Source organism: Cryptosporangium sp. NPDC048952 (genome assembly GCF_043197895.1).
Classification (GTDB): Bacteria; Actinomycetota; Actinomycetes; order Mycobacteriales; family Cryptosporangiaceae; genus Cryptosporangium.
This window is the reverse complement of sequence record NZ_JBICTY010000002.1, coordinates 433,667-455,277: the sequence shown is the minus strand read 5'-3', so window position 1 is coordinate 455,277 and position 21,611 is coordinate 433,667. Positions and strand designations below refer to the sequence as shown.

20 protein-coding genes are annotated in these 21,611 nt (G+C 70.6%); 8 read left to right on the top strand and 12 right to left on the bottom strand.

The features are described 5' to 3' along the window. Window positions 1–230: 230 nt before the first annotated feature. Window positions 231–1,523 (bottom strand): alpha-glucosidase/alpha-galactosidase, encoded by a 1,293-nt coding sequence (locus tag ACGFY5_RS10335; RefSeq protein WP_392719286.1) that lies wholly within the window; start codon window positions 1,521–1,523, stop codon window positions 231–233. A 95-nt stretch (window positions 1,524–1,618) separates the two neighbouring features. Here ACGFY5_RS10335 and ACGFY5_RS10330 point away from each other — a divergent pair, with 95 nt between their 5' ends. Beyond that, window positions 1,619–2,401 carry a DeoR/GlpR family DNA-binding transcription regulator gene (locus ACGFY5_RS10330; RefSeq protein WP_392719285.1) on the top strand — a complete coding sequence of 261 codons (783 nt, stop codon included), beginning with the start codon at window positions 1,619–1,621 and terminating at the stop codon, window positions 2,399–2,401. Between the two features lie 91 nt (window positions 2,402–2,492). On the opposite strand, the gene ACGFY5_RS10325 is transcribed toward ACGFY5_RS10330, so the two are convergent. Beyond that, window positions 2,493–3,395: a LysR family transcriptional regulator gene (locus tag ACGFY5_RS10325; RefSeq protein ID WP_392719284.1), complete on the bottom strand. Its 903-nt coding sequence runs from the start codon at window positions 3,393–3,395 to the stop codon at window positions 2,493–2,495. Between the two features lie 64 nt (window positions 3,396–3,459). Between ACGFY5_RS10325 and ACGFY5_RS10320 the strand changes: the two genes are divergently transcribed. The 3 genes from ACGFY5_RS10320 (at window position 3,460) to ACGFY5_RS10310 (ending at window position 5,971) form a co-directional block, all read left to right on the top strand. Beyond that, window positions 3,460–4,830, top strand: coding sequence for an MFS transporter (locus ACGFY5_RS10320; RefSeq protein ID WP_392719283.1), 1,371 nt, complete (start codon window positions 3,460–3,462; stop codon window positions 4,828–4,830). Between the two features lie 4 nt (window positions 4,831–4,834). Then, entirely contained in the window at window positions 4,835–5,602 is a 768-nt protein-coding gene (locus ACGFY5_RS10315) for a maleylpyruvate isomerase family mycothiol-dependent enzyme (RefSeq protein ID WP_392719282.1), read from the top strand. A gap of 96 nt (window positions 5,603–5,698) precedes the next feature. After that, window positions 5,699–5,971, top strand: coding sequence for a hypothetical protein (locus tag ACGFY5_RS10310; protein WP_392719281.1), 273 nt, complete (start codon window positions 5,699–5,701; stop codon window positions 5,969–5,971). A 104-nt stretch (window positions 5,972–6,075) separates the two neighbouring features. On the opposite strand, the gene ACGFY5_RS10305 is transcribed toward ACGFY5_RS10310, so the two are convergent. The 9 genes from ACGFY5_RS10305 to ACGFY5_RS10265 all read right to left on the bottom strand — a co-directional run bounded on the left by ACGFY5_RS10305 (window position 6,076) and on the right by ACGFY5_RS10265 (window position 15,538). After that, window positions 6,076–6,420: a hypothetical protein gene (locus ACGFY5_RS10305; protein WP_392719280.1), complete on the bottom strand. Its 345-nt coding sequence runs from the start codon at window positions 6,418–6,420 to the stop codon at window positions 6,076–6,078. Between the two features lie 104 nt (window positions 6,421–6,524). After that, window positions 6,525–6,902, bottom strand: a complete 378-nt coding sequence (locus ACGFY5_RS10300; protein ID WP_392719279.1) for a hypothetical protein — start codon at window positions 6,900–6,902, stop codon at window positions 6,525–6,527. A 134-nt stretch (window positions 6,903–7,036) separates the two neighbouring features. Continuing rightward, window positions 7,037–7,525 carry a hypothetical protein gene (locus ACGFY5_RS10295; protein WP_392719278.1) on the bottom strand — a complete coding sequence of 163 codons (489 nt, stop codon included), beginning with the start codon at window positions 7,523–7,525 and terminating at the stop codon, window positions 7,037–7,039. 158 nt (window positions 7,526–7,683) lie between these two features. Then, window positions 7,684–8,889, bottom strand: coding sequence for a cytochrome P450 (locus ACGFY5_RS10290; RefSeq protein ID WP_392720465.1), 1,206 nt, complete (start codon window positions 8,887–8,889; stop codon window positions 7,684–7,686). 87 nt (window positions 8,890–8,976) lie between these two features. Further along, complete coding sequence (locus ACGFY5_RS10285) at window positions 8,977–9,612, bottom strand: isochorismatase family protein (protein ID WP_392720464.1); 636 nt, start codon at window positions 9,610–9,612, stop codon at window positions 8,977–8,979. A 64-nt stretch (window positions 9,613–9,676) separates the two neighbouring features. Further along, the gene (locus ACGFY5_RS10280) at window positions 9,677–11,554 is read right to left on the bottom strand and encodes a hydantoinase B/oxoprolinase family protein (protein ID WP_392719277.1); all 1,878 of its coding nucleotides are present in this window, start codon (window positions 11,552–11,554) and stop codon (window positions 9,677–9,679) included. Beyond that, window positions 11,554–13,596, bottom strand: a complete 2,043-nt coding sequence (locus tag ACGFY5_RS10275) for a hydantoinase/oxoprolinase family protein (protein WP_392719276.1) — start codon at window positions 13,594–13,596, stop codon at window positions 11,554–11,556. Before ACGFY5_RS10275 ends, ACGFY5_RS10280 begins: the two co-directional genes overlap by 1 nt. Before the next feature lie 18 nt (window positions 13,597–13,614). Next, window positions 13,615–14,814, bottom strand: a complete 1,200-nt coding sequence (locus ACGFY5_RS10270; RefSeq protein WP_392719275.1) for a CaiB/BaiF CoA transferase family protein — start codon at window positions 14,812–14,814, stop codon at window positions 13,615–13,617. Between the two features lie 67 nt (window positions 14,815–14,881). Next, window positions 14,882–15,538 (bottom strand): GntR family transcriptional regulator, encoded by a 657-nt coding sequence (locus tag ACGFY5_RS10265; protein WP_392719274.1) that lies wholly within the window; start codon window positions 15,536–15,538, stop codon window positions 14,882–14,884. 121 nt (window positions 15,539–15,659) lie between these two features. Here ACGFY5_RS10265 and ACGFY5_RS10260 point away from each other — a divergent pair, with 121 nt between their 5' ends. Further along, window positions 15,660–16,562: a hydroxymethylglutaryl-CoA lyase gene (locus tag ACGFY5_RS10260; RefSeq protein ID WP_392719273.1), complete on the top strand. Its 903-nt coding sequence runs from the start codon at window positions 15,660–15,662 to the stop codon at window positions 16,560–16,562. On the opposite strand, the gene ACGFY5_RS10255 is transcribed toward ACGFY5_RS10260, so the two are convergent. Beyond that, the gene (locus ACGFY5_RS10255; protein WP_392719272.1) at window positions 16,546–17,328 is read right to left on the bottom strand and encodes an alpha/beta fold hydrolase; all 783 of its coding nucleotides are present in this window, start codon (window positions 17,326–17,328) and stop codon (window positions 16,546–16,548) included. The two genes, ACGFY5_RS10260 and ACGFY5_RS10255, sit on opposite strands and share 17 nt — an antisense overlap. Before the next feature lie 58 nt (window positions 17,329–17,386). Here ACGFY5_RS10255 and ACGFY5_RS10250 point away from each other — a divergent pair, with 58 nt between their 5' ends. The 3 genes from ACGFY5_RS10250 (at window position 17,387) to ACGFY5_RS10240 (ending at window position 21,596) form a co-directional block, all read left to right on the top strand. Beyond that, window positions 17,387–18,355, top strand: coding sequence for a sigma-70 family RNA polymerase sigma factor (locus tag ACGFY5_RS10250; protein WP_392719271.1), 969 nt, complete (start codon window positions 17,387–17,389; stop codon window positions 18,353–18,355). Between the two features lie 65 nt (window positions 18,356–18,420). Further along, window positions 18,421–18,594 (top strand): hypothetical protein, encoded by a 174-nt coding sequence (locus ACGFY5_RS10245; RefSeq protein WP_392719270.1) that lies wholly within the window; start codon window positions 18,421–18,423, stop codon window positions 18,592–18,594. A gap of 59 nt (window positions 18,595–18,653) precedes the next feature. Further along, the gene (locus ACGFY5_RS10240) at window positions 18,654–21,596 is read left to right on the top strand and encodes an AAA family ATPase (protein WP_392719269.1); all 2,943 of its coding nucleotides are present in this window, start codon (window positions 18,654–18,656) and stop codon (window positions 21,594–21,596) included. Window positions 21,597–21,611: the final 15 nt, after the last annotated feature.

Here is a 21,611-nt window from a genome sequence, read left to right as displayed (position 1 = left end):
GCTTGCACCTCTCGAGGGGGTTCGGGGTGGGCGCCTGCCGGTATGAAGTTTTAGGCGCTGAGTACGACAGAATCGCGTGCTCCCCGGTGCCGGGTAGCACCGGGGAGCATGCGACGAGGTGATTGACGGACGCTGACGTCCATGACGGGGATTATGCTCATTCGCGCATCCGCGACAAGCGTTCGCGCGCAAACGTGCAATCTCCGTTGCGCGTTACCGGCACCCCGCCGTTATCGGAGCGCAGTCGGGATCAGGTCGCCGTGCGCGACGGTCAGCTCGTCGCACAGCTCCCAGATCTGGTCGAGGGTCAGCGTAGCGGCGGTGTTCGGGTCGACCATCGCCGCCTGCCGCACCTTGGCCGGGTCCCCCTCGATCGCGGCGCGAACCGTGAGTTCACCGACGCTGACGAACGGCCGGTTGACCGCCGCGCACTGCGCCGGCAGCGCCCCGACGCGCTCCGGGCGGACGCCGAGCCGGTCGACCACGCACGGCACCTCGACCGCGTAGTTCTCGGGCAGGTTGCTGATCAGCCCGCGGTTGGCCACATTGGCGTGGATGCGGCGGATCTCGCCGGTCTCCATGCTGTGGATGACCTGCGGCGCGTACTCGGTGGCCTCACGGTGCAGGTCCAGGGGCTTGCCGGCGAGGACGTCACCGCGCACCTGCGCGTACTCGTCCAGATTGCCCTGGCTGATCCGCAGGTAGTCGCCGACCGGGATGCGCAGCCGCTCGACCTCGGCATCGTTGTGCAGGTACCAGGGCACGTACTCCGACGAGTGCTCGCTGGTCTCGGTGGGGAAGTAGCCCAGGCGCTTGTACATGTCCATCCGGACCCGGCGCTTGAGGTCGTCGTCGCTTTCCAGCAGTGCGTCCAGCTTGGGGTACAGGTTCTCGCCGCGGTGCTCCCAGCGGTACAGCCAGGCCTGGTGGTTCACGCCCGCAGCGGAGTAGTCGACCTCGTCGAGCGGTACCCCGATGAGCTCGCACAGGTCGTGGACGGTCCAGAAGACCGAGTGGCACAGGCCGACGGCCTTCAGCTCCGGTGCGACGGCCGCGAGGTAGCCGATGTTCATCGCCATCGGGTTGGTGTAGTTGAGCAGCCACGCGTCCGGGCAGATCTCCTGCATGTCCCGCGCGATGCCCTCCAGCACCGGGAAGGTCCGTAGTGCGCGGAAGATACCGCCGACGCCCAGCGTGTCGCCGATCGTCTGGCGCAGGCCGTACTTGGCGGGGATCTCGAAGTCCCGCACGGTGGCCGCGTGCATGCCGACCTGGATCGCGTTGATGACGTAGGTCGAGCCCTCCAGGGCCCGGCGCCGGTCGAGGCTGGTGCGGATCTCGGGCGTCGCGCCGAGTTGCTCCGCCGTGCGGCGCGCGATCGCCTCCGCGGTCTCCAGACGTTCGGTGTCGATGTCGTGCAGGCTCAGCGTGACGCCGCGCAGCTCGTCGAAATTGAGCAGGTCGGCCAGCAGCTCGCGGGTGAACACCACGCTGCCGGCCCCAAGGAACGTGATCACGGTCATGGCGCGATTTTGCGCGGATCGCTCACGAACGAACAGTGTTACGCGCCAAACGGACTATTCTCAGTGCTCGTTTGGTGTTCTCGAGGAGGCTGCCGGTGCCCCGTTCGTCACTCCGCCGGGCCGAGCGCGTCTCGGCGATCCTGGAACGGCTGGCCGCCGACGGCTCGGTCGACGCCGGTCGGCTCGCCGACGAGTTCGTCGTGTCCGCTGCGACGATCCGCCGTGACCTCCAGGTTCTCGAGGATCAGAAGCTGCTCTCGCGCACGCACGGCGGAGCCGTCGCGGTCGACGTCGCCTATGAGTTGCCGGTGCGGTACCGGGCAGGACAGAACCGGGACGCAAAGGGCATCGTGGCCCGGAGGGCCGCGGATCTGCTTCCGAAGGGCCCGCTGACGCTGGGCCTCACCGGCGGCACGACGACGCACATCCTGGCCCGGATGCTCGCCGAGCGGGTGGACCTGACCGTGGTGACGAACGCGCTGAACATCGCCTCGGAGCTCGCGCTGCGGCCCCGGCTGAAGCTGATCATGACCGGGGGCGTGTCCCGGACGCAGTCCTACGAGCTGGTCGGGCCGATCGCCGACCGGGCGCTCGAGGGGCTGAACATGCAGGTGGCGGTGGTCGGCGTCGACGGCATCAGTGCACGCGGTGGCCTGACCACGCACGACGAGATCGAAGCGCACACCAACGCGTGCATGATCCGGCGCGCGGACCGGGTGATCGTGGTCGCGGACGGCTCGAAGATCGGGCGCGCGTACCTGGCGGGAATCTGCCCGATCACAGACGTGTCCGTGCTGGTCACCGACTCGTCCGCCGACCCCGCGGGCATCGACGCGATCCGCCGCGCGGGTGCCGAGGTCGTGATCGCGGAGGGCTGACAGGAGCGACATCGCTCGACCAGAACCTGGCCGCGTTCGAGGACGTGCGCGGTGCGCGGCACGACCCGGCACGACACCGACGACGACGAGATCAGGTGTACGTGCGGGTCGTGCTCCGCAACTGGGCTGGAACCGTCGCCGCCAGTGCGTCCCGGAGTGCCCGCACCGGAGGAGACGTGACGCTCTCGGCGTTCCACAGCAGCTGCACCACGCGTTCCGCTGCGTGCTCCAGCGGTACCTCCACCGTGCCGGGGGGCGCGATGCCGGCCGGCACGACCGTGATGCCGAGGCCGGCCGCGACCAGCCCGGCTGCCGTTGCGAGGTCTTCGCAGGTACAGGCCGGGTCGGGCACGAGCCCCGCGTCGCGGAGCAGGCGGTCGGTGATCGTCCGCATCCCGTAGCCCTCGGCCATCGCGACGAACGGTTCGCCGGCGAGGGCGGCGAGGTTGATCTCGGCTTCGTGCGCTTTGGGATGGTCGGACGGCAGGAGCACCCGCAGCGGCTCGGTGCCGAGCACCTGGGCCCCCTCGACGCGGTCGAGCATCGCCACCAGCGCCAGGTCCAACCGCCCTTTTCCGACGTCCGCGACCAGGTGGTCGGCACCTCCTTCCGCGAGCTGGAGGCGGACACCGGGGCGCGCGGCGTGGAAGTCCCGGAGGGTGCGGGTGACGAGGTCGGCGCCGAGGACGTGCTGGAAACCGAGCCGGACCAGCCCCGCCTCGGGATCGACATCGGCGCGGATCCGGCGCACGGCTTCGTCGATTTCCGCGACCGCCTTCGCCGCGGCGTCGGCGAGGAGGCGGCCGTGGCGGCTGAGCGCGATGCCGCGGCCCTGCTTGAGCAGCAGGGGAGCCCCGACCTGGCGTGACAGCCGGGCGAGCGAGCGGCTCAGCGTCGGTTGGGGCACGCCGAGGTCGCGGGCGGCCTCGGTGAGGTGGCCGGTGCGGGCGACCGCGAGCAGTTCCTGCAGCGGTTTCGTGAACTCATGCACCATGGACATCATTCAACCAGTAATGATGTATTGGACGTATGCGATCGTTTCGCGGACCGTGGTGGGCGTGCCTCATCACGTTCCTGGAACCGCGGGGTTCCGCTCGTTCAACCTGGCGATGGCCTCGATCGGCCTCGCGGCCTTCGGCATGCTGTACGCCACGCAACCGTTGCTGCCCCGTCTGTCAGAACAGTTCTCGATCGACGCCACGAGCGCGAGCCTTTCGCTGTCGGTGACGACCGGCGCGCTGGCGTTGCTGGTCGTGCCGGCGACGTGGTTGGGGCATCGGTTCGGGCGGCGCCGGGCGATGCGGTTCGGGCTCGTGGCGTCGGTCGTGTTGATGTTCGCGTGCGCGGTTGCCCCCACGTTCGGGACGTTGCTCGTGCTGCGCGCGGCGAGTGGGGCGGCGCTCGCCGCGGTTGTGGGTGTGGCGATGGGGCACGTGGGGGCCGAGGTGCACCCGAGCGGGCTCGGGGCGGCGATGGGGTTGTACGTCGCGGGCAACTCCGTCGGGGGAGTGACGGGGCGGCTCGTGTCGTCGCTGGTTGTCGATGTGGCGGGGTGGAGGTGGGCGCTCGCCGCGATCGGCGTGCTGGGCCTGATCGCCTCGGCCCTGTTCTGGCGCCTCCTACCCCCGTCGGTCGTCGCGCCGGGCTCTGCGGCGGCGGGGTCTCCGGCGCCCCGTGCCGGCCACGCGTGGAGGCAGATACTGGGCGATCCGGCGCTGATCGCGCTGCTTGCGTTGCCGTTCCTGCTCATGGGCGGATTCGTCGCGACCTACAACTTTCTGACGTACCGCCTCGCGGCGGCACCGTTCGGTGTCTCCGAGGCCGTGATCGGCGCGATCTTCCTGACGTACCTCGCGGGTACCGTCGCGTCCGCGATGGCCGGGCGGGCGGCCGACCGCTTCGGCCGGCCGCCGGTGCTGCTCACCTCGATCGTCGTGATGGGCGCAGGGCTCCTGCTCACCCTGCCGCCGTGGCTGCCGACCACGGCGCTCGGCCTCCTGCTCTTCACCGCCGGCTTCTTCGGCGCCCACTCCACCGCGAGCGGCTGGGCCCCGGTCATCGGCGCGGCCCGGCCCGCCACCGCGAGCGCCCTCTACGTCTTCGCCTACTACGCAGGCTCCAGCGTCTTCGGCGCCGCCGTCGGCATCGGCTGGCACGCCGGCGGCTGGCCCCTCACCGTCCTCCTCATCGAGGCCCTGGTAACTCTCGCCGCGGCAGCCGCCCTCTACGCCACCTTCGCCACCCGCTCCTCGTCGGCCCCCGCGCGTGCGGTGGCCTCCGAGCGTGCGGCGGCCTCCGAGCGTGCGGCGGCCTCCGCGCGTGCAGCGGCGCTCAAGGGGGCGGACGGCGGGGCGCCGGCGCCGGCGTCGGCGTCGGCGCCGCGTCGGCGCGGCCGCCAGCGGGCGGGGACTCGAGCCGTCCTAAGGTGAGCGCATGACGGACGCTCTCACTCGCATCGCCGCCCTCCGCGCCTCCCACGACCGGCTCCGCGCGGTCGCGGCGCCGCTCACCGCGGACCAGGTCCGCAGCCCCGGCTACCCGTCCGAGTGGTCGATCGCGCAGGTCCTGTCGCACCTCGGCTCCGGCGCCGAGATCAACGGGCTGATCTTCGACTCCGGCATCAACGGCACCGAAGCCCCCAAGCAGGAAGACTTCCAGGCGATCTGGGCGGTCTGGGACGCCAAGTCCCCCGACGAGCAGGCCGCCGACGCCCTCGTCGCCGACGCGCGTCTCGTCGAGAAGATCGAAGCGCTCACCCCGGAGCAGCGCGGATCCGCGACCTTCACCATGTTCTTCGGCCCGGCCGACCTCTCGACCTTCGTCGCCATGCGGCTGTCCGAGCACGCGGTGCACACCTGGGACGTCGAGGTCATGCTCGACCCGTCCGCGACCGTCCTGCCCGAAGCGGTCCTCGTCGTCCTCGACGTCGCCAAGGGCCTCGTCGGCTTCGCCGGCAAGCCGGGCCCGGAAGGCCGGATCCACGTCACGGTCACCGACCCCGACGCCGAGTACGCACTCGTCCTCGGCGAGAAGGTCTCCCTCGGGCCGTGGGACGGCGGCGCCAGCACTGGTGAACTCAGCCTTCCGGCGGAGGCTTTCCTGCGGTTGCTGTACGGCCGTCTGGACCCGGCCCACAGCCCGTCCGTCACCGCCACCAACGTCGATCTCGACGCTCTGCGCGCGGTCTTTCCGGGCTTCTGATCTCGGGCATCTGTAACTCCGAGACAGAAATCACACGAGGGTGCAGAATCGTCCCAGGATTTGATCGACGACGGTGTCGAAGGGACAGCTCCCCCCATGCCCCAGAACGACGAATTAGCGCGCTCCGAGCGCTGCTGCGGTTGGTACGACCAGGTCGAGGCCGCTCGCACGTCCAAGGCCCTGTACGCAGCGCTGGAACGCGTTCCCTGCGATTCCTGTAACCGTCACGTGGCGGCGAGTGTGGTACCCGAGCCGCTCAAGGCGGTCTGGGAGCCGTACGTCGCGCAGTCGAAGCCGCGCCGCATGCCCCGCGCGCTCGGCTTCTGGCTGTTCCGCCACCCGAACCGGGCGCTGGTCGCGACCTCGTAGCGCCAGGCGGGCCTCCGCGGGTGCGGAGGCCCGCCCACGCCCGCCGCGCCCGAAGGCCCGTCACTGCCGAGCTCCCGTCACCACCGTGTGCGAGTTGCCGTGCGTCAGCGGTGGGCGGCGTCGGCGCGTCGGTGGCGCCAGGCCACCACGCCCGCGGCTATACCGGCCACGAAGAACGGCGTCGCGAGAGCCCCGGGCCAGATCGTCTCCGCGTACCGCGGCATCGTCGACAGCCCGGCGAAGATGCTGCCGACGCCCAGCAGCACCAACTCAGTTGCGACCCACCACAGCGACCGGGTGCTGGACCCCTGTGAGCCGATCAGCCGCCGCGCGACCGCGCCCCGCCACGTCGGCGTCTCGGGCGTCCATCGCATCGCGACCGCCGTGAACGCGCTGATCCCGGCGAAAACCAGCATCACCGCCGCCGCACCGAACGCCAACCCCGTCATGCTCGTCCCCGTCGTCTCGAGTGAGGGTGCCTCGAGCCAGGATCCCGAGCCACGGCGGCACCGTCAGTAACGCCGCCGACACCCCAGGCGTCATCCCCGCAACGTCAGCGCTCGCCAGCGCGCAAGCTCTCCATGAGCGTGTAAGGCATCCCGACCACCGGCTCGTCGGACACGAGCGACAACTCCATCTCGACGACCCCGCCCCGCGAGTCGCGGACGGTCACCACCGTGACCGTCAGCCCGTCACTACGCACCTCGTCGTAGACGACACCCCCACCGAGGTATCCGCTGAGCGCATCCGAGTGCACACCGAGATCGTGCAGGATCTCCGCGTGCACGGCCCGCGGCGGCGAGGTGACTGGAAACCCTTCCGCGTCCCCCCGCCCGGGCGGCGGGTCACCGGGAAACAACGCCGCCGCGATCTCGGCCCGATCCGCGGTGATCGGCACCGCCACGGAACCCGTGTCGGATACCACGGTCACCGCCCCGCCCACTTCGCGAGGAAATGTGACCCGCGTGATTAGCCTCCGCGCAAGATCCCGCTGTATCGCGGAAAGCTCCACAAGCAACCGCCCCTGCACAACCGCGTGCGGTGTTTGACGAGCATCGTCACCGTTCACCGGCTGTTCGCCGCGCCCTTGACCCAATCGGGGCATCGTGGATCACCGGTACAGAATGCGGTCACAACGCCGAACGAGCCGTTGCCGACGTCGCGAAAGTCCACGCCAATCGTCACATCGACCGTCTCCACTATTTGGCAGTCGCGAAAGATCCACCATCCGGTGCACCGTACATGGTGCACGGGCGTGGTGAAGTGGTATTTATGTCCAGAGATGTGGTTTCGGCTCTCCGGAAACTGCGTGGTGAGGCGGACGGCAGCAATATTGAGGTTGTGATAGCGCGTCACCTTCTCGAAGCCCCATCCGTTCTTTCCGTTCCATGAACCGCGGCGTAGGTAGACTACCGCCCCCGTGTTGTCCTTCCAGGACGCAATGACCTCGTAGCGGGGATCGGGCGGTTTCGGATCAGCCGCCGCCGGCGAGGAAATGGCGAGGGAAATAATCAGCGAAGCGCAGGCTGCGATAGAGCACCGCTTCTTGGACATGACAAAGAAACTCCTGACGCGGATGCGGAGAGCGCCGGTGTAGCGCTGCCAACCGGGCTGGTTGTGCAGCAAAACACGGGGCAGTTCGGCGTCAGGTTCGGTTGTCCGTCAATTGCGCGCGCGAACGAATAACGGCGTCACAGGAGTGCCATCAATGCTCAGAAGGTGCAGGGCATGGAGCGGATGGCGTGGATGAAGGCGCCCGGGACGTAGGTCGGCTCGCCGGCCTGGAGGTGGGGGACCTGGCGGCAGAGTTCGCGGAAGATCGCCTTCAGCTGGACCTTCGCCACGTTGCTGCCGAGGCAGTAGTGCACACCACCACCGCCGAACGCCACGTGCGGATTCCGCTTGCGGGTGAGGTCGAACCGCTCCGGGTGCTCGAACACGGAGTCGTCCATGTTGCCCGACGCGTAGAACATGACGACCTTGTCGCCTTCGTCGATCCGTTGCCCGTGCAGATCGAACGGAACGGCCGCGGTGCGGCGGAACGTCATCACCGGCGTCGCCCAGCGCACGAATTCCTCGACCGCGCCGCCGATGCGCCCCTCGAAGTCCTCGAGCAGCCACTCGCGCTGCGCGGGGTTCACGGTCAACGCGCGCATGACGTGCGACGTCGTCTGCCGGGTCGTGTCGTTGCCGGCCACCGACAGCAGCACGAAGAACGCGGCGATCTCGGGGTCGGTGAGCCGCTGACCGTCCACCTCCGCCTGCGTCAGGTTCGTCATCAGGTCGTCCGCGGGGTGCGCCCGGCGCTGCGTCGCCAGTTCCGACGCGGTCTGGTGCAGCACGAACAGCGAGTCGAGCAGCACCTGGATCGGGTCGCGGCCCGCGCAGAACTCCGGGTCCGCGGCCGACACCAACGCGTTCGCGTGGTGCACGACCGTGTCCCAATCGGACTGCGGAATGCCCATCATCCGGGCCAGCGTCCGGATCGGCAGCTTGGCCGAGCAGTGTTCGACGAAGTCGACGTCGGACCCGCCCCGCACCAGCTCCTCGACGATCGTCTTGGCGTCCTCGTCGATCTCGTCGGAGATCCGGGAGATCTGCCGGGCGGTGAACGCGGCGCTGACCAGCTTGCGGATCAGCGTGTGCCGCGGCGGGTCCATCGCGAGGAACGACTGGGACGCCTCGAGCAGCTCCTCGGGCACGTTCCCGAACATCACGCCCCGGCCGGACACGAACACGTCGTTGCGCCGGCTGACCTCCACGATGTCGGCGTGCCGCACGACGGCCCAGAACCCGGGATCGTTCGGGTCGTCCATCAGCCCGCTTTCCGGCATGGGGTGCCAGGAGATCGGGCGTTCCGCGCGCAGAGCGGCGAACGTGCGCTCGCGTTCGGGTGCGGTGCTGGTCCAGAACTCCATCGAGCTGACGTCGATCGGGTCGTACGTGCGGGTCGAGGTGCTCACAGTCGCTCCTGCCGCCGTCGTTGGTAGCGAGCGCCCCCGATGTTAACGCCGATTCAGGCGCTCCATCACGCGTTCTTCCGACCAGACCTCCGCGTACTTGGCGGCCAGGTCGAACAGGTTGGCTTCGTGCGGACGCGGGTCGCGGTCTCCCACGGCGTCGGCCACGACGATCGGTACGTAACCGGACGAGATCGCGTCCACAGCGGTCGCCCGGACGCACCCGCTGGTACTCACCCCGCAGATCACGAGGGTGTCGATCCGCCGGGACGTGAGCGTCGCCGCCAGCGACGTGCCGAAGAACGCGCTGGCGTACTGCTTGGTGACCACGACGTCACCCGGCTGGGGCGCGACCTCGGGCATCACGTCGCCGAGCCCGCCGGGAGCGCCCGCGGCGAAGTGCCGCAGTGCGCCGACCTTCCGGTAGAAGAGCCCGCCGTCGGCCCCGTCCGCCGCGTACGCGACCTGGGTGACGACGATCGGCACGCCGGCGGCCCGCGCCGCGCCGACGACCCGGGCCGCGGAGTCCAGGCACGAGCGCGATCCCAGATAGAGCTCGGCGCCCGGCTCGAAATACGCCCGCACCATGTCGATCACCAGCACTGCTGGTGACGTTCCCCAGTCGAGCGGCTGGCCGAACCCGGCACCCACGTAGTCATCGGACAGAGTGTCGTCGGACAGAGTCACGAGCCACCTCCGAAGGGGAGCCGTGCGGCCCGGGGAAGCACCCGGGCCGCACGGGACGTCAGGGACGCTGCGCCGTCGCGGGGTCGCGCGGCGCGGGCAACCCGGTCTCTTCCAAGCTCCGCGCCAGGATCTCCTCGAGCGGCGGCCCCATGTTGAACACCGCCGGTTCCGGACGCGACGCCCGCAACCGTTCCCGCAATTCCGAGGTGGCCGGCGAATCCAGCCCCCCGTCCGGGTCGAGCACCACCCCGTACCGTTCGGCGCCGGACTCCGACACGAGCCCGCGCCGCACCTCGAGCTCGACGAGTTCCGGCGAGCGCTCCAGCGGGTCGCCCCACCCGCCGCCGCCCCAGGTGACGAAGTGCAGCACGTCGCCGACGTTCACGGCCACGTCGTGCACCTTCGACGGCAGGATCTCCCGCGACCCGTCGGCACGGTCGATGTACTTGCGGCCACGCGCGCCGGGGTCGCCGCCGTTGACGCCCCACGGGTAGGTCAACCAGCGGTCGTCGTGGATCGCGATCGTGCCCGGCTGCAGGAATCGGTAGGCCACGTCGACACCGTTGCCGCCGCGGTGCAGCCCCGCCCCACCCGTGTCGGCGACGGTTTCCCAGCGCTCGATGCGTAACGGGTAGTACGACTCCAGGTACTCGCACGGAATGTTCACGAACGACGGCCAGAGCGAGTGACCATCGGGCCCGTCACCGATCGGCCGCCCCGGGATACCGCCGAACCCGATCGAGTACAGCTGGAACCACTCGCCGGCCCGCTCGCCGTCGGCGTAGTGCCCCGAGTACATGAAGTGCGGCGACGACGAGAACCCGGCCGCGTTGAGCAGCGACGGGTTCTTCTGACCGAGCAGCCCGCCGAACAGGTCGAAGATCCGCCCGACGCCGTGGTTGCGGGCGTTGAGCGCGGCCGGGTACTTCGGCTTCCAGAACGTGTCGTCGGGGATCTTCACGTCGACCAGCGGGTAGAAGCCGTCGTTCCACAGGATCTGCGGATCGGCCACCGTGATCATGTAGATCCCGAAGAACATCCGGGCGAGGTTGTCGTTGATGTAGTAGTTGATCGGCCCGGGCGACTGGGGCGCGGAGCCGGTGAAGTCCAGCAGCACCTTGTCGCCGGTGCGGGTCAGCGACAACACCAGCTTGTACGGGCCGTAGCCGACGCCGTCGTCGCAGATGTAGTCGGAGAAGCTGACCGTCTCGCCGTCTTCGAAGATCGTCGTGAGCAGCGTCTTCATTGCCTGGTAGTTGCGGTCGAGCAGCGCGTCGAGTGCCGAGACGTACGTGTCGACGCCGAAGCGTTCGCACAGCTCCTGGATCCGCCGCGACGCCGTGCGGCACGCGGCGACGATGCCGTTGAGGTCGGCGCGGTTCCACTCCGGCTGGCGGACCTGGTTGAGGATGATCCGCAGCGCGTCCTCGTTGAGCACCCCGCCCGCGTACAGCTTGAAGGGCGGAATGATGACGCCCTCCTCGAAGATCGTGTGCGCGTCGGTGGGCATCGAGCTGACGGTCTTGCCGCCGACGTCGGACATGTGCCCGAACATCGACGACCAGCCCACGACCCGCCCGTCGACGTAGATGGGCATGACCACCAGCCAGTCGTTGGCGTGGCTGATCGCGCCGTCGCAGGAGTACGGGTCGGACGTGAGCAGCACGTCGCCCTCGCCGATCGTGCCCTCGTACCGGTCGAGCAGCGCCGGGATCGAGAGCCCGAACTGTCCGACGACCATCCGCCCCGACGGGTCGCCGATGAGGGGGAACTCGTCGTGCTGCTCGCGGATGCCGGGGGAGAGCGCGGTGCGGAACAGCACCTCGTCCATCTCGTACCGGGCGTTGCGCAGCGCGTTCTCGATGATGTCGAGCGTCACCGGGTCGACGTCGACCGACGTCACCGGCGCGACAGCGGTTTCGATGATCTCGGCCATCACGCCTCCTCGGCGACGGGACGAATGAGCAGGCTGCCGGTGGGATGCACGGTGGCCGCGTACCCGGGCAGGACGAGCGTCGTGGAGTCCATCTCGGTCACGATCGCGGGGCCGGTGACGACGTGCCCGGCGAGCAGCTTCGCCCGGTCGTACACTCGCGCCTCGGTGGCTGCACCCTCGACGTAGATCGTGGTGGTGGTGCGCACGGCGTCGGCCGGATCGGGATCGGCCTCGGCCAGTTCGGTGGCTTTCACGTGCGGACGTGGACCGGTCGCCGCCGCGCGGGCGCTGACCAGCTCGTGCTCGTTGCGGGTGAGCAGGAACGAGAAGAGCCGCTCGTGCTCGGTGTCGAACGACGAACCCAGCGCGGACAGACTGAAATCGTCCAGGTCGACGTTGACGGTGATCTCGAAGCCCTGGCCGTGGTAACGCAGGTCGGCCTGGTACGACAGCGTCTGCTCGGCCCGGGGAACCCCCTCGGCTTCGAGCGTGGCGATCGCCTGCTCGGCCAGCTCCGAGTACAGCCCGCGTACCTCGTCGTCGGTGAGCTCGGAGAACCGCCGGATGTACGTGCGCGCCGCCTCGTCGCGCAGACCGGTCGTGGCGTCGCCGTAGGCACACAGGACACCCGGCGACGGCGGGATGATCACGGGCCAGGCGCCGGTCAGTTTGCCGAGCGCGTTGGCGTGCAGGGGCCCGGCGCCACCGAACGCGACCAGCGCGAAGTCACGCGGGTCGTAGCCCTGCTGCACCGAGACCAGGCGCAACGCGCCGAGCATGTTCTCGTTGACGATGTCGACGATGCCCGCGGCGGCTGCCTCGACCGATTCCAGGCCCATGCCGTCCTGCACCCGTGCCACCGCGGTACGGGCGGCCTCGCGATCGAGCGCGATCTCCCCACCGGCGAGTTCGGACGGCAGATAACCCAGCACCACGTTCGCGTCGGTGACGGTGGGCTCCGCCCCGCCCTTGCCGTACGCGGCGGGCCCGGGGTCGGCGCCCGCCGACTGCGGCCCCACCCGCAGCGCCCGCGTCAGCTCGGGCACGTGCGCGATCGACCCACCGCCGGCGCCGACCGTCCGCACGTCGACCGAGGCCGACCGGACCTTCAGGTCTCCGACCTGCGTCTCGCGTCCGATGCGCGGTACGCCTCCCTCCACCAGGGCGACGTCGGTCGAGGTGCCGCCCATGTCGAACGTGAGCAGGTCGGAGTAGCCGGCGCGGGTGGCCGCCCAGACCGCGCCACTGACACCGCCGGCGGGGCCGGAGAGCAGCATCGACACCGGGTTGTCCGCGGCGGCGGCGGCGCTGGCCAGGCCGCCGTCGCTGCGCAGGATGTAGAGCTTCCGCGACAGGCGCTGGCTCATGTTGTCGAGGTACCGGGCCGCCTGCGGCTGCACGTAGGCGTTGGCGACGGTGGTGATCGTCCGCTCGTACTCCCGCAGTTCCGGCAGCACCTGCGACGAGATCGACACCGGGATGCCGGGCAGTTCCTCGGCGGCGATCGCGGCGATGCGGTCCTCGTGGCCCGACCAGACGTAGGAGTTGATCAGCGCGACCGCGAGGGCCTCGATGCCCCGGTCACCCAGCGTGCGGAGCTTGCCGCGCAGGTCGTCCTCGTCGAGCGGCGTGACGATCGAACCGTCGGCGCCGATCCGTTCGACGGCCTCGACGGTGTTCTCCAGCGCCGCGAGCGGCTCGGGTTTGGGCCAGATGATCCAGCCCGCCAGGCCGCCGGGCACGAACGACCGGGCGATCTGCAGCACCTGCCGGAAACCGGCGGTGGTGACCAGGCCGACCGTCGCGCCCTTGCCCTCGAGGATCGCGTTGGTGGCGACGGTGGTGCCGTGCAGGACCTGCCCGACGGCGTCGACCGACGTGCCGGCGGCCGCGCAGACCTTCTCGATGCCGGTGAGTACGCCGACGGACTGGTCGTGCGGAGTGGACGGGGTCTTGGCGCGGAACGACTCGCCGCTGTCTTCGTTGATGAGCAGGACATCGGTGAACGTGCCCCCGACGTCCACACCTAACCGGTAACGCATAGCCCGTGCGCCTTCCTATCAGATGGTGCCGGCTCCTCTGAGCCGTGAAATTTCGTCGTCCGACAGGCCGAGAAGGCCGGAGTAGATCTCCTCGTTGTGCTGGCCGAGCTCCGGTCCGGTGGCACGCACACTGCCAGGAGATGCCGACAGTTTCGGGAACACGTTCTGCATCGCGACCGGGCCGAGGTTGGCGTCGGGCACGGTGACGATCGCGTCGCGGGCGGCGAAGTGCGGATCGCCGAACATGTCTTTGGCTTTGTAGATGCGCCCGGCCGGGACGCCGCCCTCGTGCAGCGCCTCGAGCAGCTCCTCGGTGTCGTGCAACACGGTCCAGTCCGCGATCAGCGCATCGAGCTCGTCCATGAACTCCCCGCGGGCGCCGTGGGTGGAGTACCGTGGATCGTCCTTCAAGGACGAAGCCCCCATCACCGCGGCCAACCGCCCGAACACCGAATCCTGGTTCGCCGCGATCAGGATGCTGTCGCCGTCCCGCGTCGGGTACACGTTGCTCGGCGCGACGTTCGGCAGCACCGGACCGGTGCGTTCGCGCTGGTAACCGGCCTGCTGCCACTCGGGAAGCAGCGATTCCATCAGCCCGAGCACCGACTCGTAGATCGCCGCGTCGACGACCTGGCCCTGCCCGGAGTTGTCCCGCTCGTGCAGCGCGACCAGCGTGCCGAGCGTCGCGTGCATGGCGGCGAGCGAGTCGCCGAGCGAGATCCCGGCGCGCGACGGCGGCTGGTCGGGCGAACCGGTGACGTACCGGATGCCGCCCATCGCCTCGCCGATCGACCCGAACCCGGCGCGTGCGGCGTACGGACCGGTCTGGCCGTAGCCGGTGACGCGGGTGACGACCAGCCGCGGGTTGATCTCCCACAGCTTCTCGGGCGCGAGGCCCCAGCGTTCGAGCGTTCCGGGCCGGAAGTTCTCCAGCAGCACGTCGGACTTCGTGATCAGCCGGCGCAGCAGGTCCTGCCCGTCCGCCGACCTCAGGTTCGCGGTGATCGACTTCTTGTTGCGGGCCACGACCGGCCACCACAGCGACCGTCCGTGCGGCTTCTCGCGGCCCCACTGGCGCATCGGGTCGCCCTTGGACGGGTCTTCCACCTTGATCACCTCGGCGCCGAAGTCGCCGAGCAGCTGCCCGCAGAACGGGCCGGCCAGTAACTGGCCCAGCTCGATGACGCGGACGTCACGCAACGGCAGCGGGCGGGTCATCGGGGGTCCTCCTTGGAACGGGGGCGCAAGCCCAGTAGCGAGGCGCGGGTAGACGGCAGCCGAGTTGTCATCGGGAGACCTCGTCCGCTTGACGCGGACGAGGTCCGAGCAGCGATGCGCGGGCCGAGAACAGGTGGGCGTGCATGACGGCTTCGGCCCAGTCGCCGTCCCGGGCGCGCAGCGCGGCCACGATCTCGTGGTGGTGCGCGCAGCTCCTTCGGCGCGCGCCCTCGTCGAAGGCGTGCAGCGTCCGGAACAGCACCGACGCGTGGATCAGCTGATTGACCGTGCTGGTCAGCACGCTGCTGCGCGACAGGCTGTTGATCCGGCCGTGGAACTGCGAGTTGAGCCGGTACACCTCCTCCAGCAGCCCGGCGTCCGAACAGCGCGTCAGCTCGGTCGCGATCTCGTCGAGCCGGTCGATGTCGGCGTCCGACGCCCGTTCGGCGGCGGTGCGCGCGGCGATGCCCTCGACGTGCGCGCGGATCGCGAAGATCGCGTCGAGGTCGTCGACGGGGTGCTCGACGACCCGGGCGCCCTTGTTCGTCGTGATCTCGACCAGCCCGTCGGCCGCGAGTCTGCGCAGCGCCTCGCGCACGGGCGTGCGGCTCACGCCGAGTGTCCCGGCGAGTTCCGCCTCGCCGAGGCGCTCACCGGGCACGTACTCCCCGCCGAGGATGCGGGTGCGCAGCTCGTCGGCCGCGCGATCGCTCGCTGCCGTCATTAGAGGGCCCTTCATTCGCCGATTGCATACATGTAGTGGATCGGTTCCCTCTTTCTCAAGAGGTTGGACCGTTGTTTCTTCTGCATTGCATACATCTCGACGGCGATGCTAAACAGGACACATGGTGGAGATCGTGGAAGTGGGACCGCGAGACGGCCTGCAGAACGAGAGCGCACTGGTGCCCACGGGCGCGAAGATCGCCTACATCGAGGCACTGATCGCCGCCGGCGCCCGGCGCATCGAGGCCACCAGCTTCGTCCACCCGAAGCGGGTTCCGCAGATGGCCGACGCGGAGGCCGTGATGGCCGGCGTTCCCCGCTCCGGCGAGGTCCGCTACATCGGGCTGGTCCTCAACGAGCGCGGCCTCGACCGCGCGTTGGCCGCGGGCGTCGACGAGGTCAACGTCGTCCTCGTGGCCAGCGAGACGTTCAGCCGGCGCAACCAGGGCATGTCGGTCGCCGATGCGGTCCGGTCGTTCGCCGCGGTCAGCGGCCGCGCCCGCGCGGCCGGGTTGCCGGTCACGGCCACGATCGGCGCCAGCTTCGGCTGTCCCTTCGAGGGCGAGGTGGCCCCGTCCGTCGTGGCCGGCCTGGTCGAAGACTGTGTCGACGCCGGGGCGAACGAAATCGCGCTGGCCGACACGATCGGCGTGGGCGTCCCGGCCGACGTCGTGCGGCTGGTCGAGGCCTCGCGGGAAGTCACCGACCTGCCGCTGCGGTTCCACTTCCACAACACCCGCAACACCGGCTACGCCAACGCGCTCACGGCCGTGGAGCACGGCGCCGCCGCGCTGGACGCGAGCGCGGGCGGAATCGGCGGTTGCCCGTTCGCCCCGAACGCGACCGGCAACATCGCCACCGAGGATCTCACCTACGCGCTGCGTCGCTCCGGAATCGCGTCGGGCCTGACGCTGTCCGGCGTCGTCGGCGCGGCCGCTTTCATCGAGAAGGAGCTGGGATCGCAGATCCCCGCGCTGCTCGGCCGCGCCGGCGACTTCCCGGGGTCGCTCAGCCCAGAGCGCTGATCGTCGCCGCGAACGTCTCCGGGTGGTCGAGGAACCCGGTGTGGTCACCGGGGAACATCGTCGGCGTGGTGCCGAGTGCGGTGGCGAGTGCGCGGGACGTGCGGTCGCAGAGCTGGCCGGTGGAGTCCTCGCCGATGCCGATCTCCACGTTCGCCGCCGTCAAAGCCCCCAGATCCGGCCGCCAGTACGTCGTTCCCCGCAGCATGTGCGCGAACTGGTAGTGCTCGTCGGCGGCGGACTGTCCCTCGCGCGGTCCGCCGAACATCATCGCGAACACGTCGTCCGGCAGCTGGATGTTGGCGTTCTGCAGAAACAGCAACCAGGCACCGCGGTGGTCGCCGCGCAGGTAGGTGGCGATCATGTCCTCGGTGTTCGCGCGCAACTGTGCGCGGTCGTCGAGCAGCTCGATCAGCGGTGGCTCGTGCGCGATCGCCGTGCGCACGTGCTCCGGGTGCCGCTGCGCCAGCGCGAGCACGCTCACCGCGCCGCCGCTGGACCCGAACGCGACCGCCGGACCGGCGTCGGCGTGCGCGATCAGGCGGGCCAGGTCGTCGGCGCGGTCCTCGGGGCTGGAGTCGCGGTCCGGGTCGTCGACGGTGCTGCGGTTGATCCCCCGGGGATCGGTGGTCAGCACTGTGTGGTCGGTCGCGAGCAGCGTCGCGACGCCCTCGAACGCGGCGGCGTCCATCGGTGCGCCGACCAGCACGACGAGCGGTCCGCTCCCGCGCACTTCGTAGTACAGGCGGGCTCCGGGTACTTCCAGCATGGTTCCTCCTCGATTGCTCGGGGATGGTGACCGTTGCGGTGGGGCAGACTCATCGGTCGTGAGCGAAGTTTCTCTGTCCGACGACCTGGCCCGTGCGCTGGACGGCGACGACGCGGCCTTCGGCCGCTTGGTCGGGCCCCTGCAACCGGAGCTCCGTGCGCACTGTTACCGCATGCTGGGCTCGATCCACGATGCGGACGACGCTCTGCAGGACGCCCTCGTGCGTGCCTGGCGAGGCCTGTCCCGGTTCGAGCGGCGCAGTTCGCTGCGGACCTGGCTGTACACGGTGACCACCCGGGTGTGCCTGGACGCGCTGGCGAACCGCGGCCGCAGACTGCTGCCGGTGGACCTGGGCCCCTCCGCCGACCACCCGGTTCCGGACGACGTGGCCGCGATCGACGTGCCGTGGCTGACGCCGTACCCGGCGCCGGACGGGCAGTACGAGCAGCGGGAGGCCGTGGAGCTCGCGTACGTCGCGGCCTGCCAGCACCTGTCGGGTAACCAGCGGGCCGCGCTGCTGCTCTTCGACGTCCTCGGGTTCTCGGCGGCGGAGATCGCCGCGACGATGGACACGAGCGTGGCGTCGGTGAACAGCGCGCTGCAGCGCGCGCGGGCGCAGCTGCCGCTGCCGTCGGTGCGCTCGCCCGACGACGCGGAGCTGCGCCGGACGGTCGAGAGCTTCGCCGGGGCGCTCGAGCGGGGTGACGCGGAGGCGCTGGTCGCGTTGCTGACCGAGGACGTGACGTGGTCGATGCCGCCGCTGCCGCAGTGGTACGCGGGGGCGGAGGCCGTACGGGCTTTCGCCCTGGCGGTACCGATGGCTCGGTGCGGTTCCTGGCGGCACCGGGTCACCTGGGCCAACGGGGGGCCCGCGGTGGCGTCCTATCTGGCGGCAACCGATCCCGACGGGCCGTATCTGCCCTGGTCGGTGAACGTGTTCGACTTCGCCGACGACCGGATCGCCGGCATCACGTCGTTCCTCGGTGAGGGGTACTTCCGGGGCTTCGGCCTGCCACCTAAGGCCTGAGGGGGCGTCCGACTAGGGATAAGTGACGATGTCCCGACCCCCCTTAGACGCGCACCTTAATATCCATGTTCTCGCTCACCGAAGACTTCGTGAAGGCCCAGTACGACTACACCCGTGAGCGCCTCGGTTCCGGCGCGCCGCGTGCGGACCAGGAGGATCGTCCGCGGCGCCACCGGGCCGGGCTGTTCACGCTGATGTTCGCCCGCCACCGACTCCGTCCGTCCGGACCTGACTGCTGATCATGGCTGCTCAGACGGTCACCGAATATTCTGTCGGACCCGACAGCGACAATGCATTCATGACGAGTGCGGAGCCGGCGCCATTGGTCGGCCGCGACGCCGAACTGGCGACGCTACGGGGGTTGCTCGACGGAGCCGCGCCGGGTGGAGCCGGCGCGGCCGTCGTGTCGGGTGAGGCAGGCATCGGCAAGACCCGTCTGTTGCGGGAGTTCGCCCGCGCGGCCGACGCCGAGGGCGCGCTGGTCCTGGTGGGGCACTGCGTCAGCTTCGGGGGTGATGCTGTTCCCTTCCTCCCGATCAGCGAAGCCTTCGGGCGGCTCGCGCGGGACGAACCCGACACCGTCGAACGTCTCCGGGTGCAGTACCCGCCGCTGGCCCGGCTGCTGCCGCAGCGCCGCAACTTCGGGGCCGACGGCGACGAGGGGCGCCTCGACCCGGCGGTGCTCTACGAGGCCGTGCTCGGCGCGCTGTTCGAGCTCGCCGCCGACCGTCGGGTGTTACTCGTCCTGGAAGACCTGCACTGGGCCGACGGCGCCACTCGGGAGCTGTTCGGCTTCCTGCTCACCCGCCTGTCCGGCGAGCCCGGTGCGCCGGTGGTGCCGGTCGCGTCCTACCGCTCCGACGATCTTCATCGACGTCATCCGCTGCGCACCGTCGCGCTCGAATGGGGCCGGCTGCCCGGTGTCCTGCGGGTCACGTTGCGGCCGCTGGAGCGGGCCGATGCCGCCGCGCTGGTCCGGGGCCTGGCCGAGGGCACGACCGCCGACCTGGACGACGCCGCTCTCGACGACGTGCTCGACCGTGCGCAGGGCAACGCGTTCTTCGCCGAGCAGCTGATCGCCGAGCTCGTCGTGCGGCCCTCGGCATCCGTGGCCATCCCGCGTGACCTGGCCGATCTGCTGCTGCTCCGCCTCGAGCGCCTCTCCGCCGACACCCGGCACGTCCTACAGCTGGTGGCGGTCGCGGGCCTGAAGATCCACCACGACCGACTGGTGCGCGTGGCCGGTCTCGCTCCGGCCGCGCTGGACGCCGCGCTCCGCGAGGCCGGCGACGCGCACGTCCTGGAACGGCGGCCCGGCGACAAGTACGCGTTCAAGCACGCGCTGCTCGCCGAAGCGGTCTACGACGACCTGCTGCCCGGCGAGCGGCGTCGCCACCACGCACAGTTCGCCGAGGTCATCGCCAGCCTGGAGCTGCCCGGCACCGACGCCGACCTGGCCCGCCACGCCCGCGAGGCCGGTGACCTGGCCACCGCGTTCGATGCCGGTATCCGCGCCGGTGACGAGGCGATGCGTGTCGCCGCGCCCGCCGAGGCGATGCACCTGTACGAGTCGGCGCAGGAGCTGTCGTCGATGGTCGACGATCCCCGCACTGTGGTCGAGCTGCCCCGCAAGGCGGCGAGCGCCGCGTCCCACGCCGGTTACCCGTTCCGGGCCGTGCACATGATCGAGGAGGCGCTGGGCCGGTTGCCCGCCGACGCCGCGCCCGACGTCCGCGCGTCGCTGCTGATCCTGCTCAGCGAGCACACCGTCGCGTTCGACACCGAGCACGACGTCGTGGGCCTCGCGCGCCAGGCGCTGGAGATCGTGCCCGAACAGCCACCGAGTGCGTTGCGCGCGCGGGCGCTCGCGGCGTTGGCCCGGGCGTTGTCGGCCAACGACCGCCACGCCGACGAGGCGATCGCCTACGCCGAACAGGCCCGATCGGCGGCCATCGCGGCCGGGACGCCCGACGTCGAAGCCGACGCGGCGACCACCCGGGGCCGCGTCGAACGGTGGCGGGCCGAACCGGCGCAGGCCGAGAAGCTGCTGCACGAGAGCGTCGCGCGGGCACACGCCACCGGTGATCTGGCCGCGCGGCTGCGGTCGGTCTACAGCCTGGCGATGTTCGAGTACGAGCAGGGCAAACTCGAAGCCGCGCGCGAGTCGTTCGCCGAGGCCGCGGCGATCGCCCGGGACGGCGGCCGCCCCTGGGCCCCCTACGGCGCGGACGCGCTGGCCATGCGGATCCAGGCCGACTACGCCACCGGCAACTGGGACGACGCGCTGCGTGCCGCCGAGGCCTATCCGGAGGCGCCGGCGCTGGCCCGCGCGGGGATGATGGCCGCGAGCCTTCCGGTACGCGTCGGACGCGGCCACGCCGACGTCCTGCGCCGGGGCGAGACGAACCGGCCCTGGTGGAAGCGCGACGGGGTGCTGGCGATCATCGCCGGCGCCGCGCTGATCGACGCCCACGCTCAGCGCGGTGATCTCGGGGCCGCGCTAGCCACGCACGACGAGGTCGTCGAGACGGTCTCGACGCTGTGGGGCAACCCCTGGTTCGACGCCCGGTTCCGGCTGCACGCACTGGCGCTCGGCGCGCTCGCGGGCTCGGCCGCGCCGGCGGGCGCCGGCGAGCGGGCCGCCGCGGTGCGGCGCGGTGAGGAGCTCGTCGAGTCCGTCCGCGACGTCGCGGAGAGCATCCGGGTGCAGCGGAGCCGCTTCGGGCCGGAGAGCGCGGCCTGGGTCGCCCGGGCCGACGCGGAGTGGGCCCGGCTGCGCTGGGCGGCCGCCACCGACGCCCCCTCGGCGGAGGAGCTGGTGGCCTCGTGGCGGGCGTCGCTGGACGCGTTCGGGTACGGGCACCGGTACGAGATCGCCCGGTCCGGAGCGCTGCTGGCGTCGGCGTTGCTGGCCACCGGCGACACGGCCGGGTCCCAGCGCGAGGCCGACGCGGCGCGGGTCGTCGCGGCCGAGCTGGGGGCCTCGCCGCTGCTCGCCGAGTTGTCGGCGCTGACGGGGTCGCGGCCGGTGCCGGAACGCCGCGACACCGAGCTGACGCCCCGCGAACAACAGGTCCTCGAGCTGCTCGCGCTCGGCCGCACCAACCGGCAGATCGGCCGCTCCCTGTACATCAGCGACAAGACGGTCAGCGTCCACGTGTCGAACCTGATGGCCAAGCTCGGTGCGGGCGGCCGCACCGAAGCAGCAGCCCTGGCCCGCCGCGCCGGCCTCCTCGCCTAAGCTGCCTCCCGATTG